Below are 25,381 nucleotides of genomic sequence, written 5' to 3' on the forward strand. Positions count from 1 at the left end.
AATCGGCCCCTTCATTCTAAACAGGGATCTGGCTGGCTTCAGAACACCAATGGAACGAGCCGGTAACGGGTCGTAGCCATGAAGGCCGCGTAAACAGGATCCTCCCTGAGCAGGCGCTCTTCCGCAAGAAGGCGTAGACACTGTGCGGCAAGTGCCGTGGCATAAATGACAAAATTCCAAAAGCTTGGATGGGCCAGGAAGAAGCCGACATGCGTCAGCAGATAACCTGCGTACATCGGATGGCGGATCAACCTGTAGGGCCCGCCGATTTTCACGCCGCGATTTGCCGGCACCAGGCCGAAGCTTCGCCGCAATACCAGCTTTGCCGATATCTGCAGCAGGAAACCCAGCAACATTGCCAGAAAACAGAACCAGAGCGGTGCGAACGGCACCGCTGCCGAAGGCCTGACCAGCAGCGGGAAGAGCGTCCCGATCGCGGTGACCGACCAGTCGAAGAGGCGCAAAGATGCGTTCCGAGTCGGCCGGCGCGTCAGGATCAGAAAGGCGGCGGCTCCTTCCGAAATCAGCAACAAACAGTCAATGATCGCCCGATTGTCCTGCATCTGGGGCATGACACGCATAACGATCGCAACGAAGAGATAGCCCAGGAGCACCTTCTCGATAATGTCGAGGACGAAATATGTATCGAGGAATGACCAGCCTGCCGCCTCTTTCTTTTCCATCATCCCCAAGACTTCCGCAGATATGAAATTGTAGCGTCTTATGTATTCGTCGAAACTAATAATAGGTTAAACCACCGCCCAACATCTCGCAGTTCGAGCGAGTCGCCCGAAGAGCCGAATCGTTTTTCGCATGGTTTGCTCAATGCCCTTATGCTTTGCCGATCCTTTGCAGAAACGGCAGCGATCATAGCCACGGGCTGATCAAGGGATGCCGAAATTATCGCTCGGCGAACGTTTCCCTGATAGGGATGGTGCGGTCGAGAAGACTCGAACTTCCACGGGTTGCCCCACAGCGACCTCAACGCTGCGCGTCTACCAATTCCGCCACGACCGCATCGTGGTAGGTGCCGATTTGCTTCGGCGGGGCAGCATGTAGCAAAAGCATTTGGGGTGCACAAGGGCGATATGACAGTTTTTTTGAAAACCTTTCACGGCATTTGAATTCGCCCGAAAACGGGTCCATATAGGTCTCCTGCCGCCCCTGTTTCGTCAGGCATTTGGGACAGGCGGCAAGGAATGGCCATGCTTCGCACCGATCTCGAATTCTCCATGCTCCCGAAACTCGGCACCCGCCCGGTGCGCTGGCGCATCGCCGATGGACTCGTTGCCTATGAGGCGGCGGTGGAGACGATGGAGCGCGAGGTGGCGGCGATCGGAGAAGGCGGCGACGAGCTTGTCTGGCTCGTGGAACATCCGCCGCTCTATACTGCCGGCACCAGCGCCAATGCGGGCGACCTCGTCCAGCCGGATCGCTTTCCGGTCTTTGCGACGGGACGCGGCGGTGAATATACCTATCACGGACCCGGTCAGCGCGTCGCCTATGTCATGCTCGACCTGAAGCGCAGGCGCCAGGATGTACGCGCCTTTGTCGCCGCGCTCGAGGAGGTCGTCATCCGTACGCTCGACATGATGAACGTGCGCGGCGAGCGCCGCGAGGATCGTGTCGGCGTCTGGGTTCGCCGCCCGGAAAAGCCGTTGCTGTCAGACGGCACGATGGCTGAAGACAAGATTGCCGCCCTCGGCATCCGGCTGCGCAAATGGGTGACCTTCCACGGCCTGTCGCTCAACGTCGATCCCGATCTCGATCATTTCAGCGGCATCGTGCCCTGCGGGATATCTGCCTATGGCGTCACAAGCCTCGTCGATCTCGGCCTTCCCCTCATGATGGCGGATGTGGACATCCGGCTGCGCGCCGCTTTCGAGACGGTTTTTGGTGAAACGGTCAATGACGCCTGACCGTTTGCGGGGTTTCACGGGCTTGATTTGCCCGCCTTTCCCGTGATTGATGGGCACTGTTCCCATAAGAATCGGCAGCCATGTCAAAGCCCCATCAAAATTCCCTGCAGGGCATGGCAATCATGTCCGGCGCCATGTTCATTCTGCCCACCATGGATGCCATCGCCAAATATATGGCGACCTTTGAGGCGATGTCGCCGGGTCAGGTCACCTTCTATCGCTTCTTCTTCCAGATCGCCTGCACCCTGCCGATTCTCTTTGCTGTTTTTGGACGCAGGGCGCTTTCCGCAAAGCGGCCGTGGATGAATCTGCTGCGCGGCGTGTTGCACGGGGCAGCGAGCCTGCTGTTTTTTGTCGCCGTCAAATACATGCCGCTGGCCGACGTATTTGCCATCTATTTCGTCGAGCCTTTCATGCTGACCGCCATGTCGGCCCTGTTCCTTGGAGAGAAGGTCGGCTGGCGCCGCTGGATGGCGATCGCTGTCGGTTTCGGCGGCGCCATGATCGTCATCCAGCCGAGTTACGAGATTTTCGGCCTGAAGGCGCTGCTGCCGGTAGCCTGCGCCTTTCTCTTCTCGCTCTACCTTTTCCTCAATCGCGCGATCGGCGAGGCTGATTCGCCGCTCACCATGCAGACGATGGCCGGCATCGGCGGAACGATCTTCATGGCGGCCGCCCTTCTCGTCGGCAGCAGCGCCGGCAATGGGGACTTCGCCATATCCCTGCCCTCCTCCGGCCTCGGCCTTGCGCTGCTTCTCGCCCTCGGCTCGATCTCAGGATATGCGCACATGCTGGTGGTGCGAGCGTTCCGGCTTGCACCGCTGTCGCTGCTTGCCCCGTTCCAATATTTCGAGATCATCTCGGCCACCGTGCTCGGCTATGCGCTGTTCAATGATTTCCCGAATTTCTCCAAATGGATCGGCATTTTCATCATCGTCGCATCCGGCCTCTTCATCATCTGGCGAGAGCGGCTGCAGGCGCGATCGCTAAAATCTTCGTGATTCGCGCAGCAGCCGGTTAACTCCCCTTCTTGAGGGATCGTCAATGCGCAGTCGCTAAAACTGTCTCCGGCTTCATGATGAAGCCTGGAGTTAAAACATGAGCGAATTCCGTCTCGCTTTTCCGGCCTGTGTCGTGGCCGGCAAGCATCGGCTGACGGCCGAAGATATCGTGCTGCTGCGCAAACATGCTTTCCCCGAGGGGATCCGGACGTCCCAGGATGTCGTTGCAATGTTGGCGCTCAATAATTCCTGCCCCGAAAAATGTGCCGAGTGGAACGCTTTCTTCGTAGAGCAGATCGCCGGTTTCATCGTCCATTACACCTATCCGCAGGGCTCGCTTGATGAAATCAACGTTGCCTGGATCATGCGCATGTTCACGACCGACGGCAACGTCAACTCGGCGCTGGAGCTTGAGCTCATTCTTCACGTCATCGAGATTTCAACCGATGTCCCGGGTGAATTGAGAGCGCTTGCCCTCGACCAGCTTCGCCTGGCGATTACAGACGGCATCGGCGGCTATAAGCTGTCGCGCGCCGTCGACCACAAGAACATCACACGCCAGGACGTCGATTTTGCGATGCGCATCTTCAGAAGCATCGCCGCAGACGGGGTGATCGCCGTGTCGCCGCCCGAATATGGCGTCCTCCAACAGATCGAGCAGGCAACGCTGCCGGGCGCCAACCATCCGCACTGGGCCGGGATCATGGCCGCGGTCACGCTGTGCGATCGCCCGGAACCGCCCCGCAGCCGCTGGCTGCGCATCATCGACGAGGAATCGGTCGCGGAAGCGGCCGTCGCCTGACATTAGGCGGCTTAATCTCACGTCTCCCGCCTGCCGGTCCCAAGCCCGATTGTGCGTTCCGGTGTTTTATGCGTAAAACTCCGGAACGCATTTCTGGGTGGAGTCTCGATGTTCAAGAAAATCCTGATCGCGAATCGCGGCGAGATTGCCTGCCGCGTGATCAAGACCGCGCGCCGCATGGGCATTTCGACCGTTGCGGTCTATTCGGACGCGGATCGGGATGCGCTGCATGTCGAAATGGCCGATGAAGCCGTCCATATCGGCCCCGCCGCAGCGTCGGAAAGCTACCTGGTCGCCGACAAGATCATCGCCGCCTGCAAGGCGACCGGCGCCGAGGCGGTGCATCCCGGTTACGGATTTCTCTCCGAGCGCGCCTCTTTCTGCGCCGAACTGGAAAAGAAGGGCATCGTCTTCATCGGCCCGAAGCCGAAGGCCATCATGGCGATGGGCGACAAGATCGAATCGAAGAAGTTCGCCAATGCGGCCGGCGTCTCCACCGTGCCCGGCCATCTCGGCATCATCGAGGACGCCGCGCGCGCGGAAAAGATCGCTGGCGGCATCGGCTATCCGGTCATGATCAAGGCGTCTGCCGGCGGCGGCGGCAAGGGCATGCGCATTGCCTGGAACGAGGCCGAGGTGCGCGACGGCTTCGAGCGCGCCCGCTCCGAGGCGAAGAGCTCCTTCGGGGACGACCGCGTCTTCATCGAGAAGTTCGTCGTCGAGCCGCGCCATATCGAGATCCAGGTGCTGGCTGATGCGCATGGCAAGGTCGTCTATCTCGGCGAGCGGGAATGCTCGATCCAGCGGCGGAACCAGAAGGTGGCGGAAGAGGCGCCCTCGCCTTTCCTCGACGAAAAAACGCGCCAGGCTATGGGCGAACAATCGGTGGCGCTGGCGAAGGCCGTCGACTACCAGAGCGCCGGCACCGTCGAATTCATCGTCGACCGCGACCGCAATTTCTATTTCCTCGAAATGAACACCCGCCTGCAGGTCGAGCATCCGGTGACCGAACTCATCACCGGCATCGATCTCGTCGAACAGATGATCCGCATCGCCGCGGGAGAGCCGCTCAGCTTCAGCCAGGAGGATGTCAGACTGGATGGCTGGGCGATCGAAAGCCGGCTCTATGCCGAAGATCCATATCGCAACTTCCTGCCTTCGATCGGCCGCCTGACGCGCTACCGCCCGCCGGCGGAAGGCAGGGCCGGCAACATTGTTGTCCGCAACGATACCGGCGTCTTCGAGGGCGCCGAGATCTCGATGTATTACGATCCGATGATCGCCAAGCTCTGCACCTGGGCGCCGACGCGTAGCGAAGCGATCGAGGCCATGGGCCGGGCGCTGGACGGCTTCGTCGTCGACGGCATCGAGCACAATGTTCCCTTCCTGTCGGCGCTGATGAAACATCCGCGCTGGCGCGAGGGCCGGCTTTCCACTGGCTTCATTGCCGAGGAATATCCTGACGGTTTCGCGCCGATGAAGCCGGACCGGCAGGAGGAAGCCATGCTTTCCGCAATCGCGCTGTCTGCCTCGCTCATCGAAGCGAACCGCCGCGAACGTTTCGCCGATCGCCTGCGCGCCGCATCGGCCACACTGCGGGAGCATTGGGTGGTCAAAACAGGAGACAGCTACGTCGCTGTCAGATTGCTCGATGGCCTCGTCACTATTCCTTTCGATATGGAGATGGAGATCGAGGGCGAAAGCCGGAGCGTTGTCACCGATTGGAGACCGGGCGATCCGGTCTGGAGCGGCAGGGTCGGCGACCAGGATATTGCGGCGCAGATCCGCCCCGTCCTCAACGGCCTGCGCATCGACTGGCAGGGACTGTCGGTGATCGCCAAGGTCTTTTCGCCGCGCCATGCGGAACTCGACAGGCTGATGCCGGTGAAGCTGCCGCCGGATACCTCTAGGCTCCTGCTCTGCCCGATGCCCGGCCTGGTCGTGTCCATCGCGGTCGCCGAGGGTCAGGAGGTCAAGGCCGGTGAGACGCTTGCGATCGTCGAGGCGATGAAGATGGAAAACGTCTTGCGCGCCGAGCGCGATCTCGTCGTCTCGAAGATCAATGCCGCCGCCGGCGAAAGCCTGGCCGTCGACGCCGTCATCATGGAATTCGCTTGAGCCCTGCTCGCCAGCCATGTCAAGCTTGGCCGATGCAAGCAGTTGGGAACCGACAAATTAGCAGGATAGGAAGATGGACGTTCGCGCCGCCGTAGCCGTTCAGGCTGGAAAACCGCTTGAAGTGATGACCGTGCAGCTGGAGGGGCCGAAGGCTGGCGAAGTGCTGGTGGAGGTCAAGGCGACGGGCATCTGCCATACCGACGATTTCACCCTGTCGGGCGCCGATCCGGAAGGCCTGTTCCCCGCCATCCTCGGCCATGAGGGCGCCGGCATCGTCGTCGATGTCGGCCCGGGTGTGACCTCGGTCAAGAAGGGCGACCATGTCATTCCGCTTTATACGCCGGAATGCCGCGAGTGTTATTCCTGCACATCGCGCAAAACCAATCTCTGCACCGCCATCCGCGCCACCCAAGGCCAGGGCGTGATGCCGGACGGCACCTCGCGCTTCTCGATCGGCAAGGACAAGATCCATCACTATATGGGCTGCTCGACCTTTGCCAATTACACGGTGCTGCCGGAGATCGCGCTCGCCAAGATCAATCCCGACGCGCCCTTCGACAAGATTTGCTACATCGGCTGCGGCGTCACCACCGGCATCGGCGCCGTCATCAACACCGCCAAGGTCGAGGTCGGATCGACGGCGATCGTCTTCGGGCTTGGCGGCATCGGCCTGAACGTCATTCAGGGCCTGCGGCTTGCCGGCGCCGACATGATCATCGGCGTCGATATCAACCCGGATCGCAAGGCCTGGGGCGAGAAGTTCGGCATGACGCATTTCGTCAATCCGAAGGAGGTCGGCGACGACATCGTGCCCTATCTGGTCAACATGACCAAGCGGGGCGGCGACCTGATCGGCGGCGCCGACTACACCTTCGACTGCACCGGCAACACGAAGGTGATGCGCCAGGCGCTGGAGGCCAGCCATCGCGGCTGGGGCAAATCGGTCATCATCGGCGTGGCCGGCGCCGGCCAGGAAATCTCGACACGTCCGTTCCAGCTGGTGACCGGCCGCAACTGGATGGGCACCGCCTTCGGCGGCGCGCGCGGCCGCACCGACGTGCCGAAGATCGTCGACTGGTACATGCAGGGCAAGATCCAGATCGATCCGATGATCACCCACACCATGCCGCTCGAAGACATCAACAAGGGCTTCGACCTGATGCACAAGGGTGAAAGCATCCGCGGCGTGGTGGTCTATTGATGCCTGCAGCAAGCTACCGGGTCGATATGAGGACTCTCGATGAGCTCCCCGCGCGGGAGCTCTACGACCTCCTGCGAATGCGGGTCGATGTCTTCGTCGTCGAGCAGAACTGTCCCTATCCGGAACTTGACGGCAAGGACATCGATGCCCTGCATCTCAGACTGCTGGAGGGCGGTGACCTCCTGGCGGCGGCGCGGATCCTCAAACCGCATGAGCCGCAGGACCCGTCCAAGATCGGCCGCGTCGTCGTCTCGCCTGCCCATCGCGGCAAACGTCTGGGCGACGCATTGATGCGTGAATCGATCACCGCCTGTGAGCGGCGTTATCCGGCAAATCCGATTGCCTTGTCAGCGCAGGCCCATCTGCGCCGCTTCTACGAATCCTTCGGCTTTGTCGGGACGTCGCAGGAATATCTGGAAGACGGCATTCCCCATATCGATATGGTCAGACGGCCGGCCATTCAGATGGCATGAGGACACCGCCATGATCTATGTCGACGCCGATGCCTGCCCGGTGAAGCCGGAGATCCTGAAGGTTGCCGAACGCCACGGCCTCGAAGTCACCTTCGTCGCCAATTCCGGCCTGCGCCCGTCCCGCGACCCGATGGTCCACAACGTCATCGTCTCCAATGCCTTCGATGCCGCCGATAACTGGATCGCCGAGCGCGCCGGCGCCGGCGACGTCGTCGTTACCGCCGACGTGCCGCTTGCAGTGCGCTGCGTCGCCGCCGGCGCCTTCGTCAGCGGTCCGACCGGGCGTGTCTTCGACGAGACTAATATCGGCATGGCGAGCGCCATGCGCGATCTCGGTGCGCATTTGCGCGAAACCGGGGAAAGCAAAGGTTACAACGCCGCCTTCAGCCCGAAAGACCGCTCGCGATTCCTCGAAACTTTCGATCGCCTCTGCCGCCGTGCCAAGAGCCTTTCCGCCGAGGCCGGCGGCCAGTCATGACCTCTTTGGCGGCCGGCAAGAAACGGGTGGCATGGCAGCCATGCCGATTCCTACCTTGAAGACAGCCGTTCCCTCACTGATATAGGCACAATCGCAGACGACTGCGGCGCCCTGAGGATGCAACCGTCGCGGGGACGGCCTCGCTCTTGAACAAGGAGAAGGCGTATGGCCTGGTTTCTGCTTTTTCTCGCTGGCCTTTTCGAATGTGGCTGGGCGATCGGCCTTAAATACACCGAGGGTTTCACGCGGCCGCTGCCGACGGCGCTGACCGTCATTTCCATGGTGGTGAGCGTCGTCCTGCTCGGCCTGGCGGTGAAGTACCTGCCGATCGGCACCGCTTATGCGGTGTGGACCGGCATCGGCACGGTCGGCACCGTGCTCCTCGGCATTTGGCTGCTCGGCGATCAGGCAAGCGTCTCCCGCCTTGCCTGCATCATGCTAATCGTCGGCGGCATCGCCGGTCTCAAGCTGACAGCCTGAAATAAGCTTGAGGGGCGTCACCGACGCCCCTCAGCAATCGCTCACGCTGCCTTACGGTTGTCGACGGAGAAAGCGCCGGCACCCGAGAAGAACAGGTAGAGGAAGACAAAGCAGAACAGAATCGCCGCGTCGCCCTGGTTGAGGGCCGGGAAGAAGCTTTTCGGCGCATGCGCCATGAAATAGGCGACCGCCATTTCGCCGGCCAGCAAGAAGGCCACGGGCCGCGTCAGCAGGCCGACGAGAATAAGAAGTCCGCCAACAAGCTCCAGAAGAGCCGCGAAAAGAATCAACGGCGGCAGCGAGCCCGGCATCTGCTCAGCCGGGAAGGCGAAAAGCTTCATGGTGCCGTGCTCGATAAACAGCAGCGCGGTGATGATTCTGAGAGCGGCTAGCCCATAGGGGCGATAAGCGGAAAGACGCTCGAAAGTTGACATTAACCTCTCCATTAAAGAAATTGCAGCCGAGCGTTAGCCCGTCTCCGGCCGCGATTGAACACACGGATCGCTGACGGCCGTTCACTTTTTCGACAGCAGGCAACGCGGCCAGATATCAGAGCGGGATGTTGTCGTGTTTTTTCCAGGGATTGGCGAGATCCTTGTTGCGCAGCATCTTCAGGCCGCGCGCCAGCCGCCGCCGGGTCGAATGCGGCATGATCACCTCGTCGACATAACCGCGCTCGGCAGCGACGAAGGGCGACAGGAACCTGTCCTCGTACATTTTCGTATGGGCTGCGATCTTCTCCGGATCGGCGATATCCTTGCGGAAGATGATCTCGACGGCACCCTTGGCGCCCATCACGGCGATCTGCGCCGTCGGCCACGCATAATTCAAATCACCCCGCAAATGTTTTGACGCCATCACGTCGTAGGCGCCGCCAAAGGCCTTGCGGGTAATCACGGTGAGCTTCGGCACCGTCGCCTCGGCATAGGCGAAGAGCAGCTTGGCGCCGTGCTTGATCAGGCCCCCATATTCCTGCGCCGTGCCCGGCAGAAAGCCTGGCACGTCGACGAAAGTGACGATCGGAATGTTGAAGCAGTCGCAGAAGCGCACGAAGCGCGCCGCCTTGCGCGAGGCGTCGCTGTCGAGCACGCCGGCCAGCACCATCGGCTGGTTGGCGACGAAACCGACGGTGGAGCCCTCGACGCGGCCGAAGCCGCAGACGATGTTTTTGGCGAAGCTCTCCTGAATCTCGAAGAAATCCCCCTCATCCGCCACCTTCCGGATCAGCTCCTTGATATCGTAAGGCTTGTTGGCGCTCGCCGGCACCAGCGTATCGAGCGACGCATCGGTCTCGGTCACCGATTGGTAACATTCGATCTCCGGCAACGGCGACGTGTTCGAAAGCGGCAGGAAATCGATCAGCCGGCGCACCTGCAACAGCGTATCGACATCATTCTCATAGGCGCCGTCGGCGATCGATGAGCGTGTCGTGTGCACCGTAGCGCCGCCAAGCTCCTCAGCTGTCACCGTCTCGTTGGTCACGGTCTTCACCACATCGGGACCGGTGACGAACATGTAGGAGGTGTCGCGCACCATGAAGATGAAATCGGTCATCGCAGGCGAATAGACGTCGCCGCCGGCGCAGGGGCCCATGATCACCGAGATCTGCGGAATGACGCCCGAGGCAAGCACATTGCGCTGGAAGACTTCGGCATAACCGCCAAGCGCGGCGACCCCTTCCTGGATGCGGGCGCCGCCGGCATCGTAGATGCCGACGATCGGCGCGCGGTTCTTCAGCGCCATGTCCTGCACCTTCATGATCTTCTCGGCATGCGCTTCCGAAAGCGAGCCACCGAAGACGGTGAAGTCCTTGGCGAAGACGAAGACCGTGCGGCCGTTGACCGTGCCCCACCCGCTGACGACGCCGTCGCCGGCGATACGGCTCTTATCCATGCCGAAATCGGTGGAGCGGTGCTCCACAAACATGTCGAACTCTTCGAAAGTGCCCTCGTCGAGGAAGAGGTCGATGCGCTCGCGCGCCGTCAGCTTGCCGCGCTTGTGCTGAGCATCGATCCGCTCCTTGCCACCGCCGAGACGCGCGATGCCGCGGCGGCGTTCCAGTTCTTCGAGAATTTCCTTCATGCGATCTCCCCTCGCCGCTCTCGCGGTCGATATGCGCTAGCGGCTGCGTCCGCTGAGCGAGAAAACCGAGCGGATCCGTGCAGCGACGTCCTCGGCCATGATGTCGTCGGCAAGTTTCGGGTCGGCGGCCATACTGGTTACGTCGAAAGCGCTGACGGCAATCACCGAGCCGTCGTCGACCGAAGACGCGTCAACCCTGATTTTGGCGACGTTGCGGTCCTTTTGGAAACCGAGTCCCTTCTCAATCGAAACCACGCGAATTGTCAGCACCACCCGCGGCAGCACGGTGTCGCGCATCGTTGCATTGATGGCGGCATTGACGCGGTCGTTGATCCCGGCAAGCAGCTCGGCAGGGATGTTCGGGCCGGAGAGAACGACAGCGCTGCGCACATCATAGAGCGGTGCCTTCGGCTTGTTGGCCGAGAGGCTGCCGCAGGCCGTCAGCGCAATACAGACGAGCACGGTCCGGCAAAAACTCGACCTCAGCCAATCCATCGCAAAATCCCGCACCACCCCATTGGAGTCGCAGATTTCGCCATAATGACTGAGAAGGCAATATGTTTCAGGCGCTTAGGGCGAAAAAAACATCCGCTGCTGCCTTGAACTCGGCAAAGCGCTTGGCTCTTCGCTCTTCGGCTTCCTCGTCCCGCCCCCAATGCTCGATCGTCCAGTCTTCGTCGAGATGAGCAAGCGACCACGCCTCCTCCGCCGTCAGCCGGCCCTCGGCAAACGCGAGCGCCAGGATCGCCGAGCCGGTCAGCGTCGTGACCGTATGGAGGGCAGCGAGCGCCATGGGACTCTGATGCCGCGCCAGTGTCACGGCGAAGGCCGCGGTGGCCTCTCGCGGCTGTTCGTGAGGCATCACCCCTTCGACGAGGATGAAACGGGCGCCGAGATCGTGGGCCGCCCAGTCGATTACCGGGTCCCAACGCTCCCTCTGGCGCTCGACCAACAGCTCCGGCGTGTCGGCGCGGTAGCAGATGAGGTCGCTCGAGGAAAAGCGGAGAATGTCTTCGAAGATGGCCTGCGTATTGGTTGCCACGCCATCGAGCGCGGTGTTGACCAGCCGGGTCACCGGCATGGTGACCGGATCGATTTCCTCGCCCTGCCCACGCCATTCGGCGGCGACAAGCTGTGCGAGCGCCTCTGTGGGAACGGCAAGAACCTGCCGTGCCGGCGTGCGCACCGACTTGCCGTCGAGCGTGATCGCGAAGCTGCCCTCGTGCTCGGCGACCGCCACGTCGGTATAGAAACACTTCGGCAGCGGCATCTTCATCTGGATCTGCGCCCGACGGATGGGATCGGGATGGCTCAGACCCTCGGAAAGATCGTTCAGCAGATCGCGCATGGGCTCACCTCAAGAAAAATGGCGCAATATCTCGTTCGGATGATAGGCGATCGCATCGGCGCCGTTGGCGATCAATTCATCCACGCTGGCATAGCCCCAGGCAACACCGATCGCTTTTGCGCCGGCAGCCTTTGCCATTTGCATATCGTAAACCGCATCGCCAATGACAATGGTATCGGCGGCATTCATCCCGGTTTCGTCGCAACATTCCGTCACCATGGCCGGATGCGGCTTGGAGGGGCAGTCGTCGGCGGTGCGCGCAACGACGAAATGCCTGTCGAAGCCGTGCGTGTCCATTACGAGCTTCAAACCGCGGCGGGATTTACCCGTCACCGCCCCGATCAGCAGATCCTCGCGGCCGCTGATCGCATCGATCATCTCGCGGATTCCGGCAAACAGCGGCTCCCGGTAGTCGAGATCCTGACGCACGATGGTAAACAGCGATTTGTAATGCGCCGTCATCTCGACGTCTTCCTGCTCGACGTGCGGCTTGCCCTGCATGCGGGCTATGGCGATATCCAGCGACAGGCCGATAATGGCCTTGGTGTCCTCAAATCGCGGCTCAGCCTTGCCGAACTTCTCGAAGGTGCGCCGCATGGTTTCATGGATAAGCCCGGCACTGTCGACCAAGGTGCCGTCGCAATCAAAAAGCGCAAGTTTCATTCTTGGTCGTCCAGGATGGGAGCCGAATTTTCATCGAAGCCGAGCAGGTTCCAACTCTGCACCATATGCGGCGGCAGAGGCGCGGTGACGCGCAGGCGCCCCCCTGAGGGATGCGGGATGTCGATATGGCGGGCGTGCAGGTGCAGCCGCTTCTGGATACCGCCGGGAAAATCCCAGTTCGGATCGTCGTCGAAATATTTGGGATCGCCGATGATGGGATGGCCGATGTGCAAAGCGTGAACACGAAGCTGGTGCGTGCGCCCCGTATAGGGCTCCATCTCGAGCCAGGCGAGACGCTGCGCCGCCGTCTCAATGATGCGGTAGTAGGACACGGCATGATCGGCGCCGTCTTCGCCATGCTTGGCGATGCGCATGCGGTCGCCATCAGCCGTCGGCTCTTTGACGAGCCAGGTCGAAATCTTGTCCTCACGCTTGCGCGGCACGCCTTTGACCAGAGACCAATAGGTCTTCTTCGTATCGCGCTCGCGGAAGGCGGCGGTCAGCTTCTGTGCCGCACCCCGGGTGCGGGCGATGACGAGCACGCCTGACGTATCGCGGTCGAGGCGGTGGACGAGCCGCGGCTTCTCGCCCTTCGGGCTGATCCAGGCCTCCAGCATCTGGTCGATATGCCTGGCGACGCCGGAGCCGCCCTGGACGGCAAGGCCGGGCGGTTTGTTGAGGACAATTACCTTTTCGTCCTCGTGCAGCACCATGCGTGACAGGAGGTCGAAATCCGTGGAATGTTTGAGATCCTTGCCGGCGATCGGCCCGGTTTTCAGCTTGGCGTCGACATCGAGCGGCGGCACGCGTACCGTCTGGCCGGGCTGCACGCGTGCATCCGATTTCACCCGTCCGCCGTCCACACGTATTTGGCCGGAGCGCAGCAGCTTCTGCAGCGGCCCGAAGCCCAGCCCGGGAAAATGCACCTTGAACCAGCGATCGAGCCGCATGCCCGCCTCGTCGGCTTCAACCTTGATATGTTCTATGCCAGCCATGAATAGTCTTTCGGAAATTGCAGCGCGGGCCAAGCCGGCGTTCTTGCCGCAGCCTTAGAGCATTTTCATGCAAAACGGAAACCGGAATCAGACCAAAGCGCGCATGATGGCTAGGCCCGCGAACACGGCCGCCATCGAAAGGCCGACGCTGGCTGCTATGTAGAGGCCGCCGGCGACAGCCTCGCCGCGCTCGAAGAGCGAGATGGCATCGAGCGAGAAAGCAGAGAAGGTGGTGAAGCCGCCGAGAAAGCCGGTGATCAGCAGCAGGCGCAGTTCCATCGATGCGTTGAACTTCCGCGCGACCAGTTCGGCGAAGACACCGATGACGAAGCAGCCGACGACATTGACGGCAAGAGTGCCCCAGGGAAAGGCCGGCCCCATGAGCTTTAGCGCCCATTGGCCGACATAATATCTGAGGACGGAACCGATTGCGCCGCCCAGCGCGACAAGGAGAGCCTGAATCATAAGCCGGATTTACCTCAGTTCGGCGACGACTCCAATGGAACCGCGCGAATTCTTGCCACTCGGTAAAATGCCAATGATTTTGTTACGATAGCACCAAGACCATGCGAATATCGTGACGGCATGACGCAGCTCCTGTCCATATCGGCCAACACCGCCGCCATTGCCTTCGAATCGCTGAGGATACCCCAGCGCGTCGCTACGAGCACGGCGGCGCGTGATGCAAAGCGCATCGCTGACCGGCAATTGAACGGCGGGGCGTCCGATCAGGCCGAGGAGCCCTCCAGCATCATCCAGTCGACGGAGGTGGCGCTCGACCTGATGGCAAAGGGCAACCAGCAACCACAGATAGGCCTGCGGCAGGCGCTGCAATCCTACGAGGATGTCTAACAGACAAGCCGCTTCCAATAGAAAGCCCGCGACTGTGATCGCAACCGCAGGCTCTCTGTGTGAATCGGCCGGCCCTACTTGCCCTGGGCCGACAGCACCTGCAGCACCAGATCGACCTTGCCGGCTTTCTCGAAGCTCAGCGTCACTGGCACCGTGTCACCCTGTTTAAATGGCGTCTTCACCTTCTGAAACATCAGATGCAGGCCGCCGGGCTCGAGCTTGACCGTTTCGCCCGCGGCAATGGCGATGCCATCCTTCAGCTGGCGCATCCGCATGACATTGTCCTTGGTAGCCATCTCGTGGATCTGAACCTCGCCCGCCGCGGGCGAGCTGATAGAGAGCAGGCGATCATCCGTCTTGCCGTTGTTCTTCACCATGAAAAAGCCGCCGCCGACCGGCTGGCCGGGCAGCATCGCTTTGGCGAAGGCGCCGGAGATTTCGAGGTCGCCGGCCTTGACTGTGTCGCCGGCTGGCATTGCTGCCGACATGTCCATGCCGGGCATGGGGGACATTCCGGACATGTTCATCCCGGCCATATCGTCATGGTCGTGGCCATGATCATCACCGGCAACGACCTTCAGGAGCGGCGCCGGGCTTTTAAGCGCGTGCGGATCGCCGCCTTCTCCAGCCACCTGATCCCAGGCCGTGACCTTATCGCCGCACAGCTGCGTCACCGGAAAGGCAAGCGAGCTGCCGGCTTCGACGCCCGACACCTTGCCCTGGATGACGAAGGTATCGTAGAAATCATCGGGAAGATTGCCGTTCGTCCAGCGGATCTCGATGGCGCCCGTCTTCACCTTGTCGCCGTGATTGTCGTAGCTCTTCTGGTAGTCGCCCTTGATCACCTCGAGTTCCCAGCCGGCCTTCGGCTGCGGCTTGGCGAAGACGAAGCCTTCCGGCAGTTTGACCCGCACTTCCGTGGTCGCCTTGCCATCGCAGCCGTGCGGCACCTGCAGCGTCGCAAGAATGGTGCTGTCGAGCTTCGCCTCCTTGTCGAGGAAGGTGACATGCGCCTCGGCGCCTGCGAAGGCAGTTGCGGAAAGAAGCGCGGCAAGCGCGATAGTCTTGATTGTTTTCATCGGATATCTCCTCGCCGGCCGCGGCCCTCTTCGGGCGAACCGGCATTTTGCGTCATAGGTTGCGGAGGCAGATCAGATGAGGGCCGGAGGCCCGCGCGAATTCGGCCGGTCTACAGTACTAACAGCGGCAACGGCTGCAGTCCCGATCGGTGGGTTGATCAGCGAGGCGAGCTTGCGCTCGAGCCACCAACCCGCATCCGGCGTCGGCAGGATCACCGATGCAGACAGCCGGCAGGCTTCGCAATTCGGCTTGAAGCCGACAGTCTTGCCTTCGGCCTCCTTCACGGTGACGCAGAGCGAGGCAAAGCTGCCGTCGGGCAGCACGTAGGCCGCGGCATCATAACCATCGGAAGCGACAGCCTGCGGCGCTTGATGGGCGAATCCGAGCAAAAGCAAGCCAAAGGCGCAAAGCATGCGCAGGAAGAGCGTCGCTTTCAGTCCTGTCTGCCGCATGAGATCCCCTTCAACAGCATGTCGCGATAGCCGTTTTCCCAGCCGAATGCAAAAGCAGATTTGCCGCAGATCGCGCCCTTCCCTGACTTTGGCGACAAAAATTTGTCAGGTCACGACATTTGGCCTTGCCAAGCGCTGCGCCCGCCGGATAATTGCGGCCAACCCTGTTGGGAGAATCCGGTGCTTCTGCCACCGGTGCCGAAGGAGCAACCGCCCCGGAAACTCTCAGGCCAAAGGACCAGCAAGGGGGCAGACGGAACTCTGGAGAGAAGCGTTTTCGAAACGCTCGCCGAAGGGATAACAATCTCAGGCAAAGGGACAGAGGGGGCTCAGGAGAGAAGCGCGCAGCCGCGCCTTCAGATTTGAGCCCGCGCCCTAATAAGAGGCGCAAACCCCGGAGGCGTCGTTTGGACGATACTGCTGCCCTCAAGAAAACCCCGCTGCATGCCCTGCATCTTTCGCTCGGCGCCCGCATGGTGCCGTTTGCTGGTTACGACATGCCAGTGCAATATCCGGCGGGCGTCATGAAGGAACATCTTCATACCCGCGCCGAGGCTGGCCTCTTCGATGTCTCCCACATGGGCCAGGTCATCGTGAAGGCGAAGTCGGGCAGCTATGAGGATGCGGCGCTGGCGCTGGAAAGCCTGGTGCCGGTCGATATTCTCGGGCTCCCGGCCGGCCGCCAGCGTTACGGCTTCTTTACCGACGACACCGGCGGCATCCTCGACGATCTGATGATCACCCATGTCGACGACCACCTTTTCGTCGTCGTCAACGCCGCCTGCAAGGAGGCCGATCTGGCCCATCTGCAGACCCACATCGGCGACCAGTGCGACATCACGCTTCTGAACCGCGCCCTGATCGCGCTGCAGGGACCGCGCGCGGTCGAAGTTCTCGCCGAGCTCTGGGCCGACGTCGCGGCGATGAAATTCATGGATCTGCGCCACTGCCGGCTGCACGACGTTTCCTGCCTGGTTTCGCGCTCCGGCTATAGTGGCGAGGACGGCTTCGAAATTTCCGTCCCGGCCGACAAGGCCGAAGATGTCGCTATGCGGTTGCTCGAACATCCGGACGTCCAGGCGATCGGCCTCGGCGCCCGTGACTCCCTGCGTCTGGAAGCCGGCCTCTGCCTTTACGGCAACGATATCGACACCACCACCTCGCCGGTCGAGGCAGCGCTCGAATGGGCGATGCAGAAAGCACGCCGCACCGGCGGCGCACGCGCCGGCGGCTTTCCGGGCTCCGGCCGCATCCTCTCCGAACTCGAAAACGGCGCCGCCCGCCGCCGTGTCGGCCTCAAGCCGGAAGGCAAGGCGCCGGTGCGCGGCCATGCCAAGCTTTACGCCGATGCCGAAGGCAAGACTGAAATCGGCGAAGTCACATCGGGCGGCTTCGGCCCCAGCGTCGAAGGTCCCGTCGCCATGGGTTATCTGCCGATCTCCCATGCGGCGGTAGGCACCCAGGTCTACGCCGAGGTGCGTGGCAAGTTCCTGCCCGTCACCGTCTCCGCCCTGCCCTTCGTCACGCCGACTTACAAACGCTGAACCCCTGTTTCCCGAGAGGATATTTCCATGCTGAAATTTACCGCTGAACATGAATGGCTCGAACTTGACGGCGATGTCGCAACCGTCGGCATCACCACCTATGCCGTCGAACAGTTGGGCGATCTTGTCTTCGTCGAACTGCCTGAAGTGGGCAAGAGCTTCGCCAAGAACGACGACGCCGCAACCGTTGAATCCGTCAAGGCGGCCTCCGAGGTCTATTGTCCGCTCGATGGCGAGATCACCGCGGTCAACGAGGCGATCGTCACCGACCCCTCGCTCATCAACTCCGACCCTCAAGGCGCCGGCTGGTTCTTTAAGCTGAAGCTCAAGAACCCCGCCGATGCCGATGGTCTGCTCGATGAGGCCGCCTACAAGGAGCTCACCGCGTAATGACGACGCCGACCGAATTCCAGTTCACCGATTATCAGCCCTACGATTTCGCCAATCGCCGTCACATCGGCCCCTCGCCGACCGAGATGACCGAGATGCTGAAGGTGATCGGCTATAACAGCCTCGACAGCCTAATCGACGCGACGCTGCCGCCCGCCATCCGTCAGAAGGCGCCGCTCGTCTGGGGCGCGCCGATGACCGAGCGCGAAGCGCTCGACAAACTGCGCGAGACGGCAAACAAGAACAAGGTGCTGGTCTCGTTGATCGGCCAGGGCTACTACGGCACGATCACGCCGCCGGTCATTCAGCGCAACATTCTGGAAAACCCCGCCTGGTACACGGCCTATACGCCCTATCAGCCTGAGATCAGCCAAGGCCGTCTCGAAGCGCTGCTCAACTATCAGACGATGATCTGCGACTTGACCGGCCTCGACGTCGCCAACGCCTCGCTGCTTGACGAGGCGACCGCCGCCGCCGAAGGCATGGCGATGGCCGAGCGCGTTTCGAAGTCGAAGTCGAAAGCCTTCTTCGTCGATGCCGATTGCCATCCGCAGACCATCGCCCTCATTCGCACCCGTGCCGAGCCGCTTGGCTGGCAGGTCATCGTCGGCAATCCCTTCACCGATCTCGATCCCGTCGACGTCTTTGGCGCGATCTTCCAATATCCCGGCACGCACGGTCACCTGCATGACTTCACCGGCCTGATTGCGCGCCTGCACCAGGCTGGCGCCATCGCAATCGTTGCCGCCGATATTCTCGCGCTGACGCTGCTGAAATCGCCGGGCGAGATGGGCGCCGATATAGCCGTCGGCTCTTCCCAGCGTTTTGGCGTTCCGGTCGGCTACGGCGGTCCGCACGCCGCCTATATGGCGGTCAAGGACGCCATCAAACGCTCCATGCCTGGCCGCCTCGTCGGCGTTTCCGTCGATGCTCGCGGCAATCGCGCCTATCGACTGTCGCTGCAGACCCGCGAACAGCACATCCGCCGGGAGAAAGCGACTTCCAACATCTGCACCGCCCAGGTGCTGCTTGCTGTCATGGCCTCGATGTATGCGGTCTTCCACGGCCCGAAGGGCATCAAGGCGATCGCCCAGCAGGTGCACCAGAAGGCCGTGCTGATGGCCAAGGGCCTGGAGAAACTCGGCTACAAGGTCGAGCCGGAAAGATTCTTCGATACGATCACTGTCGATGTCGGCCATATGCAGGGCCTGATCCTGCGCGCTGCCGTCGCCGAAGGCGTCAATCTGCGCAAGGTCGGCGAAACGAAGATCGGCATGAGCCTCGACGAGCGCACGCGGCCCGCGACACTCGAAGCGGTATGGCGCGCCTTCGGCGGCAATTTCGCCGTCGCGGATTTCGAGCCTTCCTATCGCCTGCCGAAAGACCTCCTCAGGACCAGCGATTATCTCACCCACCCGATCTTCCACATGAACCGGGCTGAAAGCGAGATGACGCGGTACATCCGCCGGCTCTCCGACCGTGACCTCGCACTCGACCGCGCGATGATCCCGCTCGGCTCCTGCACGATGAAGCTCAATGCGACGGCGGAAATGCTGCCGATCACCTGGCCGGAATTTTCAGATATCCATCCCTTCGTGCCATCGGACCAGGCGCTCGGCTATCGCGAGATGCTGGATGACCTCACGGGAAAGCTCTGCGCCGTCACCGGCTACGATGCCTTCTCGATGCAGCCGAATTCCGGCGCGCAAGGCGAATATGCCGGCCTGCTGACGATCCGCAACTATCATATCGCCAATGGCGACGGTCATCGCGACGTCTGCCTGATTCCGACATCGGCACACGGCACCAACCCCGCTTCCGCCCAGATGGTCGGCATGAAGGTTGTCGTCGTCAAGGTCCGTGAGAACGGCGACATCGACATGGACGACTTCCGCGCCAAGGCTGAAGAGCACGCAGCAAACCTCTCCTGCTGCATGATCACCTATCCCTCGACGCACGGCGTGTTCGAGGAGACGGTCAAGGAAATCTGCGATCTCGTGCATCAGCATGGTGGCCAGGTCTATCTCGACGGCGCCAACATGAACGCCATGGTCGGCCTGTCCCGCCCCGGCGACATCGGCTCGGACGTGTCGCACCTCAACCTGCACAAGACCTTCTGCATCCCGCATGGCGGCGGCGGCCCCGGCATGGGCCCGATCGGCGTCAAGGCGCACCTGGCGCCCTACCTCCCGGGTCATCCGGAAACCGATGGGCGGCCGGGTGCCGTATCGGCGGCGGCCTTCGGCTCGGCCTCGATCCTGCCGATCTCCTGGAGCTACTGCCTGATGATGGGCGGCGAAGGCCTGACCCAGGCGACCAAGGTGGCGATCCTCAACGCCAACTACATCGCCACCCGGCTGAAGGGCGCTTATGACGTGCTCTATAAGTCGAAGACCGGGCGCGTCGCGCATGAATGCATCATCGACACGCGTCCACTGGTCGACAGCGCAGGCGTGACCGTCGACGACGTCGCCAAGCGCCTGATCGACTGCGGCTTCCACGCACCGACCATGAGCTGGCCGGTATCAGGCACGCTGATGATCGAGCCGACGGAAAGCGAGACCAAGGCCGAGCTCGACCGCTTCTGCGAGGCGATGCTGGCGATCCGCGAGGAAGCCCGCGCCATCGAGGAAGGACGCATGGACAAGGCCAATAACCCGCTGAAAAACGCGCCGCACACCGTCGAAGACCTCGTTGGCGAATGGGATCGCCCCTACAGCCGGGAGCAGGCCTGCTTCCCACCCGGCGCCTTCCGCGTCGACAAATACTGGTCGCCTGTCAACCGCGTCGACAACGTCTATGGCGACCGCAACCTCATCTGCACCTGCCCGCCGGTGGAAAGCTACGCCGAAGCGGCGGAATGACATGACTTGGTAAGCCCTTCCCGACGAATTCGGGAGGGGCTGCCGACACTTCGGCCTTCCATGCACCGCTCGTGCCATCCCTGACACAGCCCTGCGAGGCACAGGGTTCAAATTTAACCTTTCTTAGCAAGTCTCTGTTAGCAATTCGAAATGGGCGGTTTCCACCTGTGATGGATGTTGCCGCCGACCTCTGTTTTGCGTGCGGGTTCTCATGCGTCCATCGGCTGTGCCAGCAATTCTCCTCGCCACCCTGATCCTGTCGGGATGCGCCGCAAGCTCCGGCGCCGAAGATGTGCTCACCCCTGTGCCGTCGGTGGAAACCACCAATGCCATCAGCAAGCCGAACGGCCCGATACCGGCTGCTGCTGTCGGCGACCCTGCGCCACAGGCAAGCCCCCCGCAGCAGGCGCTGAGCTGGACAGGGCCCGTTCCGGAGCCGCAAGCGCTCGCGCCAGCCGACAGGCCGGTCGGCATGCCGATGCCGACGGAAAGGCCTGTCGCGATGCTGATGCCCGATGCCCCGGATGTCGATCCTGACGCCGGCCCGAAATCCCCCAAACGCTCGCGAATCTATAGCCACCGCTTCCGCGATGCCAAACCGATCAACTTCGGCAGAACTTCGCCGAGAAAGCTTGCCGTGCATGGCGTCGACGTGTCGCGCTGGCAGGGCGAGATCGACTGGGAGACTTTGCGCCAGCAGGGCGCCAACTTCGTCTACATCAAGGCGACGGACGGCGGCGATCACCTCGACCCGATGTTCAAGAAGAATTGGCGCCGCGCCAAGGAAGCCGGGCTGAAACATGGCGCCTATCACTTCTTCTACTGGTGCCGGACAGCCGGCGAACAGGCCGACTGGTTCATCCGCAACGTTCCGAAGGAAGCCAACGCGCTCCCGCCCGTCATCGATGTCGAGTGGAACGGTGAGTCGAGCTGCAAGCGCCGCATCTCCCCGGCTCGGGTCCGAGAAAAGATGCAGGTCTTCATGGACAAGCTCGAGCGGCATTACGGCCAGCGCCCGATCATCTACACGGCGCCGGACTTCTATCGCGACAATCTGAAGGGCCAGATGCTTGACTATCCCTTCTGGCTGCGCTCGGTAGCCGCTCACCCCTCCAAGGTCTATCCCGGCCGCAAGTGGGTGTTCTGGCAGTATTCCGGCTCCGGCCTCTCCGACGGCGTCGACGGCAAGATCGACCTCAATGTGTTCAACGGCAGCGAAAGCGATTGGCACGACTGGGTAGCGTCGCGTTAATCTCGAAAGCCTGAAAGCCCATGTCCTTGCCTTCGTCACAACCTATAACTGTGCCAAGCACCTCAAGGCATTGCGATGGCGAACCCCCACCAGGCAATCTGCGATTCAGTCTCGTGCCGTTCTTGGAGATGATCTTCTCCGCCACTTTCCGAAACTTCTCATCGAATATCTCACCACCATTGGCGTCCGCGAAATCTGCGCGCAACTGTTCGAGTCGGTTTTTGTCCCACACCATGCGCATTATGTCTCCGCTTCGGTTCCGTCAGCCGACAAAGGGGTTGAGAAGGTAATTGGTATCGTTGTAGCAATTGCCATCAAAGAGAAATCGACATGATCGCTGCAAAACCCAATTTACGTGTTTCCCGACTCTCGGCCCCGCCCATTCCTTCCGTCATCGCCTGGAGCCGCGAATATAAAGGAAACAAGGGGCCGCTCATCGATCTATCGCAAGCCGTACCCGGCTATCCCGCCCATCCGGAGATGCTTCGCCTGCTTGCCGAGGCGGCCGGACAGCAGGCGATGACAGGCTACGGTCCGATCGAAGGCGAGCCCCTGTTACGCAAGGCCTATGCAGCACATCTCGCCGCGCTTTACGGCGCCGACCTTTCCGAAGGGAATATCCACATCACCGCCGGCTGCAATCAGGCGTTCATGTGCGCGGCGATCGCCCTTGCTGGCGCGGGCGATACGGTGGCTCTCACCAATCCCTTCTATTTCAATCACGATACGACGCTGTCGATGCTGGGGATCGGACGTCGATTGGTTGAGTGCGATCCTGGCAGCGGTTTTCTGCCTAATCCGAGTTCGACCGAAGCAGCACTTGCGGCCGGCGCCAAGGTGCTGGCGGTCGTCTCACCCAACAATCCCACCGGAGCGGTATATCCGCCAAGCCTGCTGCACGAGCTTTTTGTTCTTTGCCGGAAGTATGGCACCTGGCTGATCCTTGATGAAACCTATCGCGATTTCCTGGGCGAGGATTGCGGCCGGCCGCACTCACTCCTGTCTGAGCCGGGTTGGGAGGACACGGTCGTCCTTCTTTACAGTTTTTCGAAATCCTTTTGCATCCCCGGCCACAGGCTGGGTGCCATCACGGCAGGACCCAAGCTCGTCGCCGAGATCGCCAAGGTGATGGACAATATGCAGATCTGCGCACCGCGCTCGGCTCAGATTGCCGTTGCATCGGCTATCCCCGCGCTTGCCGATTGGCGGGCCGGCAACCGGCTGGAAATCGCGCGCCGGGCGGATGCGTTAAAGCTGGTCTTTTCCAGCTTGCATGATTGGGAAATAGGAGCGATCGGCGCCTATTTCGCCTTCGTACGCCACCCTTTCGCCGATCGATCATCTTCAGAGGTCGCCGAAAGACTCGCCAGGGAATCGGGCATCGTCTGTTTGCCGGGCGCCTATTTCGGCGAGAGACAAGAGCATTACCTCAGACTTGCCTTTGCCAATGCGGATGTTGCCTCGATAGGGCTATTGTCGGAGCGGCTCCGCTAGAACGCGGCAATCGACCTCCGCCGGAGTTCACGATAGCCGCCGCGCCAATAGATGAGCGGCCCTATGCCTTGTCGGACTTGGATGGCGCAAATATGTCCGATCAGAATCGCATGGGAATGATGGTGGAATGCCGTTTCGAGCCTGCAGTCCAGCACGGTAAGAGCGTTTTCGAGAACGGGCGCGCCAGTCCTGAGGCGATACCATCCGGCATTTCCGAAGCCTTCGATGCCCTTGCGTCCGTCGAAACCTGCAAAGGATTGCGCCACCTGCTGCTGGTCGGCCGCGAGCACGTTGACACAGAAACAGCCGTACCGCTGCAACACCGGCCACGAGGAAGATGCGCGGTTGACACTGACGATGACCGAGGGCACCTCCGCCGAAAATGAAGAGACCGACGTTGCGGTGAAGCCGGTGTGGTTTTTTCCGTCGCCGACCATGACCACGCTGACTGCACCCGCCAGATTACGCATCGAAAGCTTGAAATCTGCTTCGCTGATCAAAGCCGCGGCACTCATCGGGCCGGCGTCCGCGTTTCGGCAAAACGATTTGCCGGCATTGAAAGACCGAGGTTTTCGCGCAGGGTCCTTCCCTCATATTCCTCGCGGAACAGACCGCGGCGGCGAAGCTCGGGCAGGACGAACCTCACGAAATCGTCGAGGCTGGACGGCAGGGTCGGGAACATCAGGATAAAGCCATCGGCGGCCCGCGTCTCGAACCATTCCTCCATAAAGTCGGCGATCTGGGTGGGCGTGCCTGTAATGCCATTTCCGGTATGCTTCTCGGCATAGTGCCGGATGAGCTCGCCGACGGTGTGGCCGCTCCTGACGAAACCGACCAATTCGTCGAACAAGGCGCGTGAACCCTTCGGCGCCGCCGGAAGTCGATCCATGGGGAAGGGCTTATCGAGCGGCACGTCGCGCAAGTCCGCTTCCAGGAATTCGGAAAGCATCAACCGGCCGACATCAGGATGCATCTTGTCGATCAAATAATCGACCTTCGCCTTTGCCTCGGCTTCCGTTTCACCGACGTTGAGAACGATGCCCGGCATGATCTTCAGGTCGTCGGCATTGCGCCCATAGGCCGGCATGCGGCTTTTGACGTTTTCGTAGAAGGCCCTGTTCCGCTCGATATTCGACGCGAGGCTGAAAACGATCTCGGCAGTGCGCGCCGCCATGTCCATTCCGGGTTCCGAACCGCCGGCCTGGGCGATGACGGGACGGCCCTGGGGCGTTCGCGCAATGTTAAGGGGTCCGCGGACCTGGAAATGCTTGCCTTTATGATTGAGCGTGTGGTGCTTGTCCTTGTCATAATAGACACCGTTTTCGCGGTCGAGAAGCAGAGCACCTTCCTCGAAGCTGTCCCAAAGGCCGAAAACGACATCGACGAATTCGTTGCCGCGCTCATAGCGTAGCGCGTGCGGATCAAGTCCCTCGCGATTGAAGTTGTAGCCGGTTTCGTCATGGTCGGAGGTGACGACGTTCCAGCAGACGCGCCCGTTGCTCAGGTGGTCGATCGAGGCGAACAGGCGGGCGACATTGTATGGCTCGTAATAACTTGTCGACACCGTCGCAACGAGACCGAGATTGCTGGTCGTGACCGCCAATGCTGATAGCAGTGAGAGGGGTTCGAAGCGATTCATCTTGGTCGGAATACGGGCAAGCGCATTAGGATCACCGACGGCGGCAGCCGGAGAATCCGCCATGAACATGAAATCGAACTTGGCCGCCTCGGATCGTTTGGCGACATCGAGCAGATGGGCGAAGTCATTGGCGCCGCCGACATCGCTGGCCGGATGCAGCCATGAGGCCGGATGAAAGCCGAAAGTGTAGACGAAGGTCCCAAGTTTCATCTTGTCAGTTCGCGCCATCGAGCTCTCCCTTATGCATGCCGCCG

At 61.4% G+C, this 25,381-nt stretch carries 26 protein-coding genes, 1 tRNA gene, 2 pseudogenes and 2 riboswitches; of the genes and pseudogenes, 14 read left to right on the plus strand and 15 right to left on the minus strand.

What is annotated here, in order from left to right; genetic code table 11:
- Positions 1-38: 38 nt before the first annotated feature.
- From AC13QO_RS05045 to AC13QO_RS05055, 3 genes are all read right to left on the minus strand, one after another.
- Positions 39-683 (minus strand): methyltransferase family protein, encoded by a 645-nt coding sequence (locus tag AC13QO_RS05045; protein WP_285193850.1) that lies wholly within the window; start codon positions 681-683, stop codon positions 39-41.
- Positions 684-932: 249 nt separating this feature from the next.
- A tRNA-Leu gene (locus tag AC13QO_RS05050) sits at positions 933-1,017 on the minus strand.
- Complete coding sequence (locus AC13QO_RS05055; RefSeq protein ID WP_488540045.1) at positions 982-1,146, minus strand: hypothetical protein; 165 nt, start codon at positions 1,144-1,146, stop codon at positions 982-984. Before AC13QO_RS05055 ends, AC13QO_RS05050 begins: the two co-directional genes overlap by 36 nt.
- Positions 1,147-1,199: 53 nt before the next feature.
- Between AC13QO_RS05055 and lipB the strand changes: the two genes are divergently transcribed.
- The 8 genes from lipB to AC13QO_RS05095 all read left to right on the plus strand — a co-directional run bounded on the left by lipB (position 1,200) and on the right by AC13QO_RS05095 (position 8,472).
- Positions 1,200-1,919, plus strand: a complete 720-nt coding sequence (gene lipB / locus AC13QO_RS05060) for a lipoyl(octanoyl) transferase LipB (protein ID WP_097599308.1) — start codon at positions 1,200-1,202, stop codon at positions 1,917-1,919.
- Positions 1,920-1,999: 80 nt separating this feature from the next.
- Complete coding sequence (locus AC13QO_RS05065) at positions 2,000-2,920, plus strand: DMT family transporter (RefSeq protein WP_097599307.1); 921 nt, start codon at positions 2,000-2,002, stop codon at positions 2,918-2,920.
- Between the two features lie 97 nt (positions 2,921-3,017).
- The gene (locus AC13QO_RS05070; protein ID WP_488540046.1) at positions 3,018-3,722 is read left to right on the plus strand and encodes a hypothetical protein; all 705 of its coding nucleotides are present in this window, start codon (positions 3,018-3,020) and stop codon (positions 3,720-3,722) included.
- 108 nt (positions 3,723-3,830) lie between these two features.
- Positions 3,831-5,840, plus strand: a complete 2,010-nt coding sequence (locus AC13QO_RS05075) for an acetyl-CoA carboxylase biotin carboxylase subunit (protein ID WP_488540047.1) — start codon at positions 3,831-3,833, stop codon at positions 5,838-5,840.
- 73 nt (positions 5,841-5,913) lie between these two features.
- Entirely contained in the window at positions 5,914-7,041 is a 1,128-nt protein-coding gene (locus AC13QO_RS05080) for an S-(hydroxymethyl)glutathione dehydrogenase/class III alcohol dehydrogenase (RefSeq protein ID WP_488540048.1), read from the plus strand.
- Entirely contained in the window at positions 7,041-7,514 is a 474-nt protein-coding gene (locus tag AC13QO_RS05085) for a GNAT family N-acetyltransferase (protein WP_488540049.1), read from the plus strand. Before AC13QO_RS05080 ends, AC13QO_RS05085 begins: the two co-directional genes overlap by 1 nt.
- A 10-nt stretch (positions 7,515-7,524) precedes the next feature.
- Positions 7,525-7,992, plus strand: a complete 468-nt coding sequence (locus AC13QO_RS05090; protein ID WP_285193724.1) for a YaiI/YqxD family protein — start codon at positions 7,525-7,527, stop codon at positions 7,990-7,992.
- 165 nt (positions 7,993-8,157) lie between these two features.
- Entirely contained in the window at positions 8,158-8,472 is a 315-nt protein-coding gene (locus AC13QO_RS05095) for a DMT family transporter (RefSeq protein WP_183700365.1), read from the plus strand.
- A gap of 41 nt (positions 8,473-8,513) precedes the next feature.
- Here AC13QO_RS05095 and AC13QO_RS05100 read toward each other — a convergent pair whose 3' ends face one another.
- The 7 genes from AC13QO_RS05100 to crcB all read right to left on the minus strand — a co-directional run bounded on the left by AC13QO_RS05100 (position 8,514) and on the right by crcB (position 14,025).
- A complete protein-coding gene (locus AC13QO_RS05100) occupies positions 8,514-8,906 on the minus strand; it encodes a DoxX family protein (protein WP_488540050.1) in 393 nt (130 codons plus the stop codon).
- Between the two features lie 115 nt (positions 8,907-9,021).
- Positions 9,022-10,554, minus strand: coding sequence for an acyl-CoA carboxylase subunit beta (locus AC13QO_RS05105; RefSeq protein WP_085778264.1), 1,533 nt, complete (start codon positions 10,552-10,554; stop codon positions 9,022-9,024).
- A 36-nt stretch (positions 10,555-10,590) separates the two neighbouring features.
- Positions 10,591-11,049, minus strand: a complete 459-nt coding sequence (locus AC13QO_RS05110) for a hypothetical protein (RefSeq protein ID WP_488540051.1) — start codon at positions 11,047-11,049, stop codon at positions 10,591-10,593.
- A 67-nt stretch (positions 11,050-11,116) separates the two neighbouring features.
- On the minus strand, positions 11,117-11,902 hold the full coding sequence (locus AC13QO_RS05115) for an ATP12 family chaperone protein (RefSeq protein ID WP_488540052.1): 786 nt from the start codon (positions 11,900-11,902) through the stop codon (positions 11,117-11,119).
- 9 nt (positions 11,903-11,911) lie between these two features.
- A complete protein-coding gene (locus tag AC13QO_RS05120) occupies positions 11,912-12,565 on the minus strand; it encodes an HAD-IA family hydrolase (protein WP_434713216.1) in 654 nt (217 codons plus the stop codon).
- Positions 12,562-13,560, minus strand: a complete 999-nt coding sequence (locus tag AC13QO_RS05125; RefSeq protein ID WP_285193729.1) for an RluA family pseudouridine synthase — start codon at positions 13,558-13,560, stop codon at positions 12,562-12,564. Before AC13QO_RS05125 ends, AC13QO_RS05120 begins: the two co-directional genes overlap by 4 nt.
- 87 nt (positions 13,561-13,647) lie before the next feature.
- Entirely contained in the window at positions 13,648-14,025 is a 378-nt protein-coding gene (crcB, locus tag AC13QO_RS05130; protein ID WP_097599297.1) for a fluoride efflux transporter CrcB, read from the minus strand.
- 120 nt (positions 14,026-14,145) lie between these two features.
- Here crcB and AC13QO_RS05135 point away from each other — a divergent pair, with 120 nt between their 5' ends.
- Positions 14,146-14,412: a hypothetical protein gene (locus AC13QO_RS05135; RefSeq protein ID WP_488540053.1), complete on the plus strand. Its 267-nt coding sequence runs from the start codon at positions 14,146-14,148 to the stop codon at positions 14,410-14,412.
- A 74-nt stretch (positions 14,413-14,486) separates the two neighbouring features.
- On the opposite strand, the gene AC13QO_RS05140 is transcribed toward AC13QO_RS05135, so the two are convergent.
- Both AC13QO_RS05140 and AC13QO_RS05145 read right to left on the minus strand, forming a co-directional pair.
- Positions 14,487-15,491, minus strand: coding sequence for a DUF1775 domain-containing protein (locus tag AC13QO_RS05140; RefSeq protein ID WP_488540054.1), 1,005 nt, complete (start codon positions 15,489-15,491; stop codon positions 14,487-14,489).
- 72 nt (positions 15,492-15,563) lie between these two features.
- Positions 15,564-15,944 (minus strand): hypothetical protein, encoded by a 381-nt coding sequence (locus AC13QO_RS05145; RefSeq protein WP_488540055.1) that lies wholly within the window; start codon positions 15,942-15,944, stop codon positions 15,564-15,566.
- A gap of 158 nt (positions 15,945-16,102) precedes the next feature.
- Positions 16,103-16,195, plus strand: a riboswitch (glycine riboswitch).
- Positions 16,196-16,276, plus strand: a riboswitch (glycine riboswitch).
- A gap of 75 nt (positions 16,277-16,351) precedes the next feature.
- On the opposite strand from AC13QO_RS05145, the gene gcvT reads away from it, so the two are divergent.
- The 4 genes from gcvT (at position 16,352) to AC13QO_RS05165 (ending at position 21,994) form a co-directional block, all read left to right on the plus strand.
- The gene (gene gcvT, locus AC13QO_RS05150) at positions 16,352-17,488 is read left to right on the plus strand and encodes a glycine cleavage system aminomethyltransferase GcvT (protein ID WP_488540056.1); all 1,137 of its coding nucleotides are present in this window, start codon (positions 16,352-16,354) and stop codon (positions 17,486-17,488) included.
- 27 nt (positions 17,489-17,515) lie between these two features.
- A complete protein-coding gene (gene gcvH, locus AC13QO_RS05155) occupies positions 17,516-17,878 on the plus strand; it encodes a glycine cleavage system protein GcvH (protein WP_488540057.1) in 363 nt (120 codons plus the stop codon).
- A complete protein-coding gene (gcvP, locus tag AC13QO_RS05160; RefSeq protein WP_488540058.1) occupies positions 17,878-20,742 on the plus strand; it encodes an aminomethyl-transferring glycine dehydrogenase in 2,865 nt (954 codons plus the stop codon). The genes gcvH and gcvP overlap by 1 nt, the downstream gene beginning before the upstream one ends.
- A 211-nt stretch (positions 20,743-20,953) precedes the next feature.
- Complete coding sequence (locus AC13QO_RS05165) at positions 20,954-21,994, plus strand: glycoside hydrolase family 25 protein (protein ID WP_183700347.1); 1,041 nt, start codon at positions 20,954-20,956, stop codon at positions 21,992-21,994.
- Positions 21,995-22,067: 73 nt separating this feature from the next.
- On the opposite strand, the pseudogene AC13QO_RS05170 reads toward AC13QO_RS05165, so the two are convergent.
- Positions 22,068-22,229: pseudogene (locus AC13QO_RS05170) on the minus strand (agmatinase); the annotation flags it as partial.
- Positions 22,230-22,324: 95 nt separating this feature from the next.
- Here AC13QO_RS05170 and AC13QO_RS05175 point away from each other — a divergent pair.
- Entirely contained in the window at positions 22,325-23,488 is a 1,164-nt protein-coding gene (locus AC13QO_RS05175) for an aminotransferase (RefSeq protein ID WP_488540059.1), read from the plus strand.
- On the opposite strand, the pseudogene AC13QO_RS05180 reads toward AC13QO_RS05175, so the two are convergent.
- Both AC13QO_RS05180 and AC13QO_RS05185 read right to left on the minus strand, forming a co-directional pair.
- Positions 23,465-24,003 (minus strand): annotated as a pseudogene (locus AC13QO_RS05180) (flavin reductase family protein). The gene AC13QO_RS05175 and the pseudogene AC13QO_RS05180 sit on opposite strands and share 24 nt — an antisense overlap.
- The gene (locus AC13QO_RS05185; protein WP_488540060.1) at positions 24,000-25,355 is read right to left on the minus strand and encodes an LLM class flavin-dependent oxidoreductase; all 1,356 of its coding nucleotides are present in this window, start codon (positions 25,353-25,355) and stop codon (positions 24,000-24,002) included. Before AC13QO_RS05185 ends, AC13QO_RS05180 begins: the two are co-directional and overlap by 4 nt.
- Positions 25,356-25,381: the final 26 nt, after the last annotated feature.

The sequence above is a fragment of the Rhizobium sp. CNPSo 3670 genome, assembly GCF_057784555.1.

Coding starts and splice junctions, on each gene's coding strand:
- AC13QO_RS05080 (WP_488540048.1), top strand. CDS start 5,914: ATGGACGTTCGCGCCGCCGTAGCCGTTCAGGCTGGAAAACCGCTTGAA.
- gcvH (WP_488540057.1), top strand. CDS start 17,516: ATGCTGAAATTTACCGCTGAACATGAATGGCTCGAACTTGACGGCGAT.
- AC13QO_RS05165 (WP_183700347.1), top strand. CDS start 20,954: ATGCGTCCATCGGCTGTGCCAGCAATTCTCCTCGCCACCCTGATCCTG.
- AC13QO_RS05100 (WP_488540050.1), bottom strand. CDS start 8,906: ATGTCAACTTTCGAGCGTCTTTCCGCTTATCGCCCCTATGGGCTAGCC.
- AC13QO_RS05055 (WP_488540045.1), bottom strand. CDS start 1,146: ATGGACCCGTTTTCGGGCGAATTCAAATGCCGTGAAAGGTTTTCAAAA.
- AC13QO_RS05045 (WP_285193850.1), bottom strand. CDS start 683: ATGGAAAAGAAAGAGGCGGCAGGCTGGTCATTCCTCGATACATATTTC.
- AC13QO_RS05095 (WP_183700365.1), top strand. CDS start 8,158: ATGGCCTGGTTTCTGCTTTTTCTCGCTGGCCTTTTCGAATGTGGCTGG.
- AC13QO_RS05185 (WP_488540060.1), bottom strand. CDS start 25,355: ATGGCGCGAACTGACAAGATGAAACTTGGGACCTTCGTCTACACTTTC.
- AC13QO_RS05140 (WP_488540054.1), bottom strand. CDS start 15,491: ATGAAAACAATCAAGACTATCGCGCTTGCCGCGCTTCTTTCCGCAACT.
- AC13QO_RS05085 (WP_488540049.1), top strand. CDS start 7,041: ATGCCTGCAGCAAGCTACCGGGTCGATATGAGGACTCTCGATGAGCTC.
- AC13QO_RS05090 (WP_285193724.1), top strand. CDS start 7,525: ATGATCTATGTCGACGCCGATGCCTGCCCGGTGAAGCCGGAGATCCTG.
- AC13QO_RS05175 (WP_488540059.1), top strand. CDS start 22,325: ATGATCGCTGCAAAACCCAATTTACGTGTTTCCCGACTCTCGGCCCCG.
- AC13QO_RS05125 (WP_285193729.1), bottom strand. CDS start 13,560: ATGGCTGGCATAGAACATATCAAGGTTGAAGCCGACGAGGCGGGCATG.
- AC13QO_RS05115 (WP_488540052.1), bottom strand. CDS start 11,902: ATGCGCGATCTGCTGAACGATCTTTCCGAGGGTCTGAGCCATCCCGAT.
- AC13QO_RS05065 (WP_097599307.1), top strand. CDS start 2,000: ATGTCAAAGCCCCATCAAAATTCCCTGCAGGGCATGGCAATCATGTCC.
- AC13QO_RS05135 (WP_488540053.1), top strand. CDS start 14,146: ATGACGCAGCTCCTGTCCATATCGGCCAACACCGCCGCCATTGCCTTC.
- AC13QO_RS05070 (WP_488540046.1), top strand. CDS start 3,018: ATGAGCGAATTCCGTCTCGCTTTTCCGGCCTGTGTCGTGGCCGGCAAG.
- gcvP (WP_488540058.1), top strand. CDS start 17,878: ATGACGACGCCGACCGAATTCCAGTTCACCGATTATCAGCCCTACGAT.
- AC13QO_RS05110 (WP_488540051.1), bottom strand. CDS start 11,049: ATGGATTGGCTGAGGTCGAGTTTTTGCCGGACCGTGCTCGTCTGTATT.
- AC13QO_RS05120 (WP_434713216.1), bottom strand. CDS start 12,565: ATGAAACTTGCGCTTTTTGATTGCGACGGCACCTTGGTCGACAGTGCC.
- AC13QO_RS05075 (WP_488540047.1), top strand. CDS start 3,831: ATGTTCAAGAAAATCCTGATCGCGAATCGCGGCGAGATTGCCTGCCGC.
- AC13QO_RS05105 (WP_085778264.1), bottom strand. CDS start 10,554: ATGAAGGAAATTCTCGAAGAACTGGAACGCCGCCGCGGCATCGCGCGT.
- lipB (WP_097599308.1), top strand. CDS start 1,200: ATGGCCATGCTTCGCACCGATCTCGAATTCTCCATGCTCCCGAAACTC.
- crcB (WP_097599297.1), bottom strand. CDS start 14,025: ATGATTCAGGCTCTCCTTGTCGCGCTGGGCGGCGCAATCGGTTCCGTC.
- AC13QO_RS05145 (WP_488540055.1), bottom strand. CDS start 15,944: ATGCGGCAGACAGGACTGAAAGCGACGCTCTTCCTGCGCATGCTTTGC.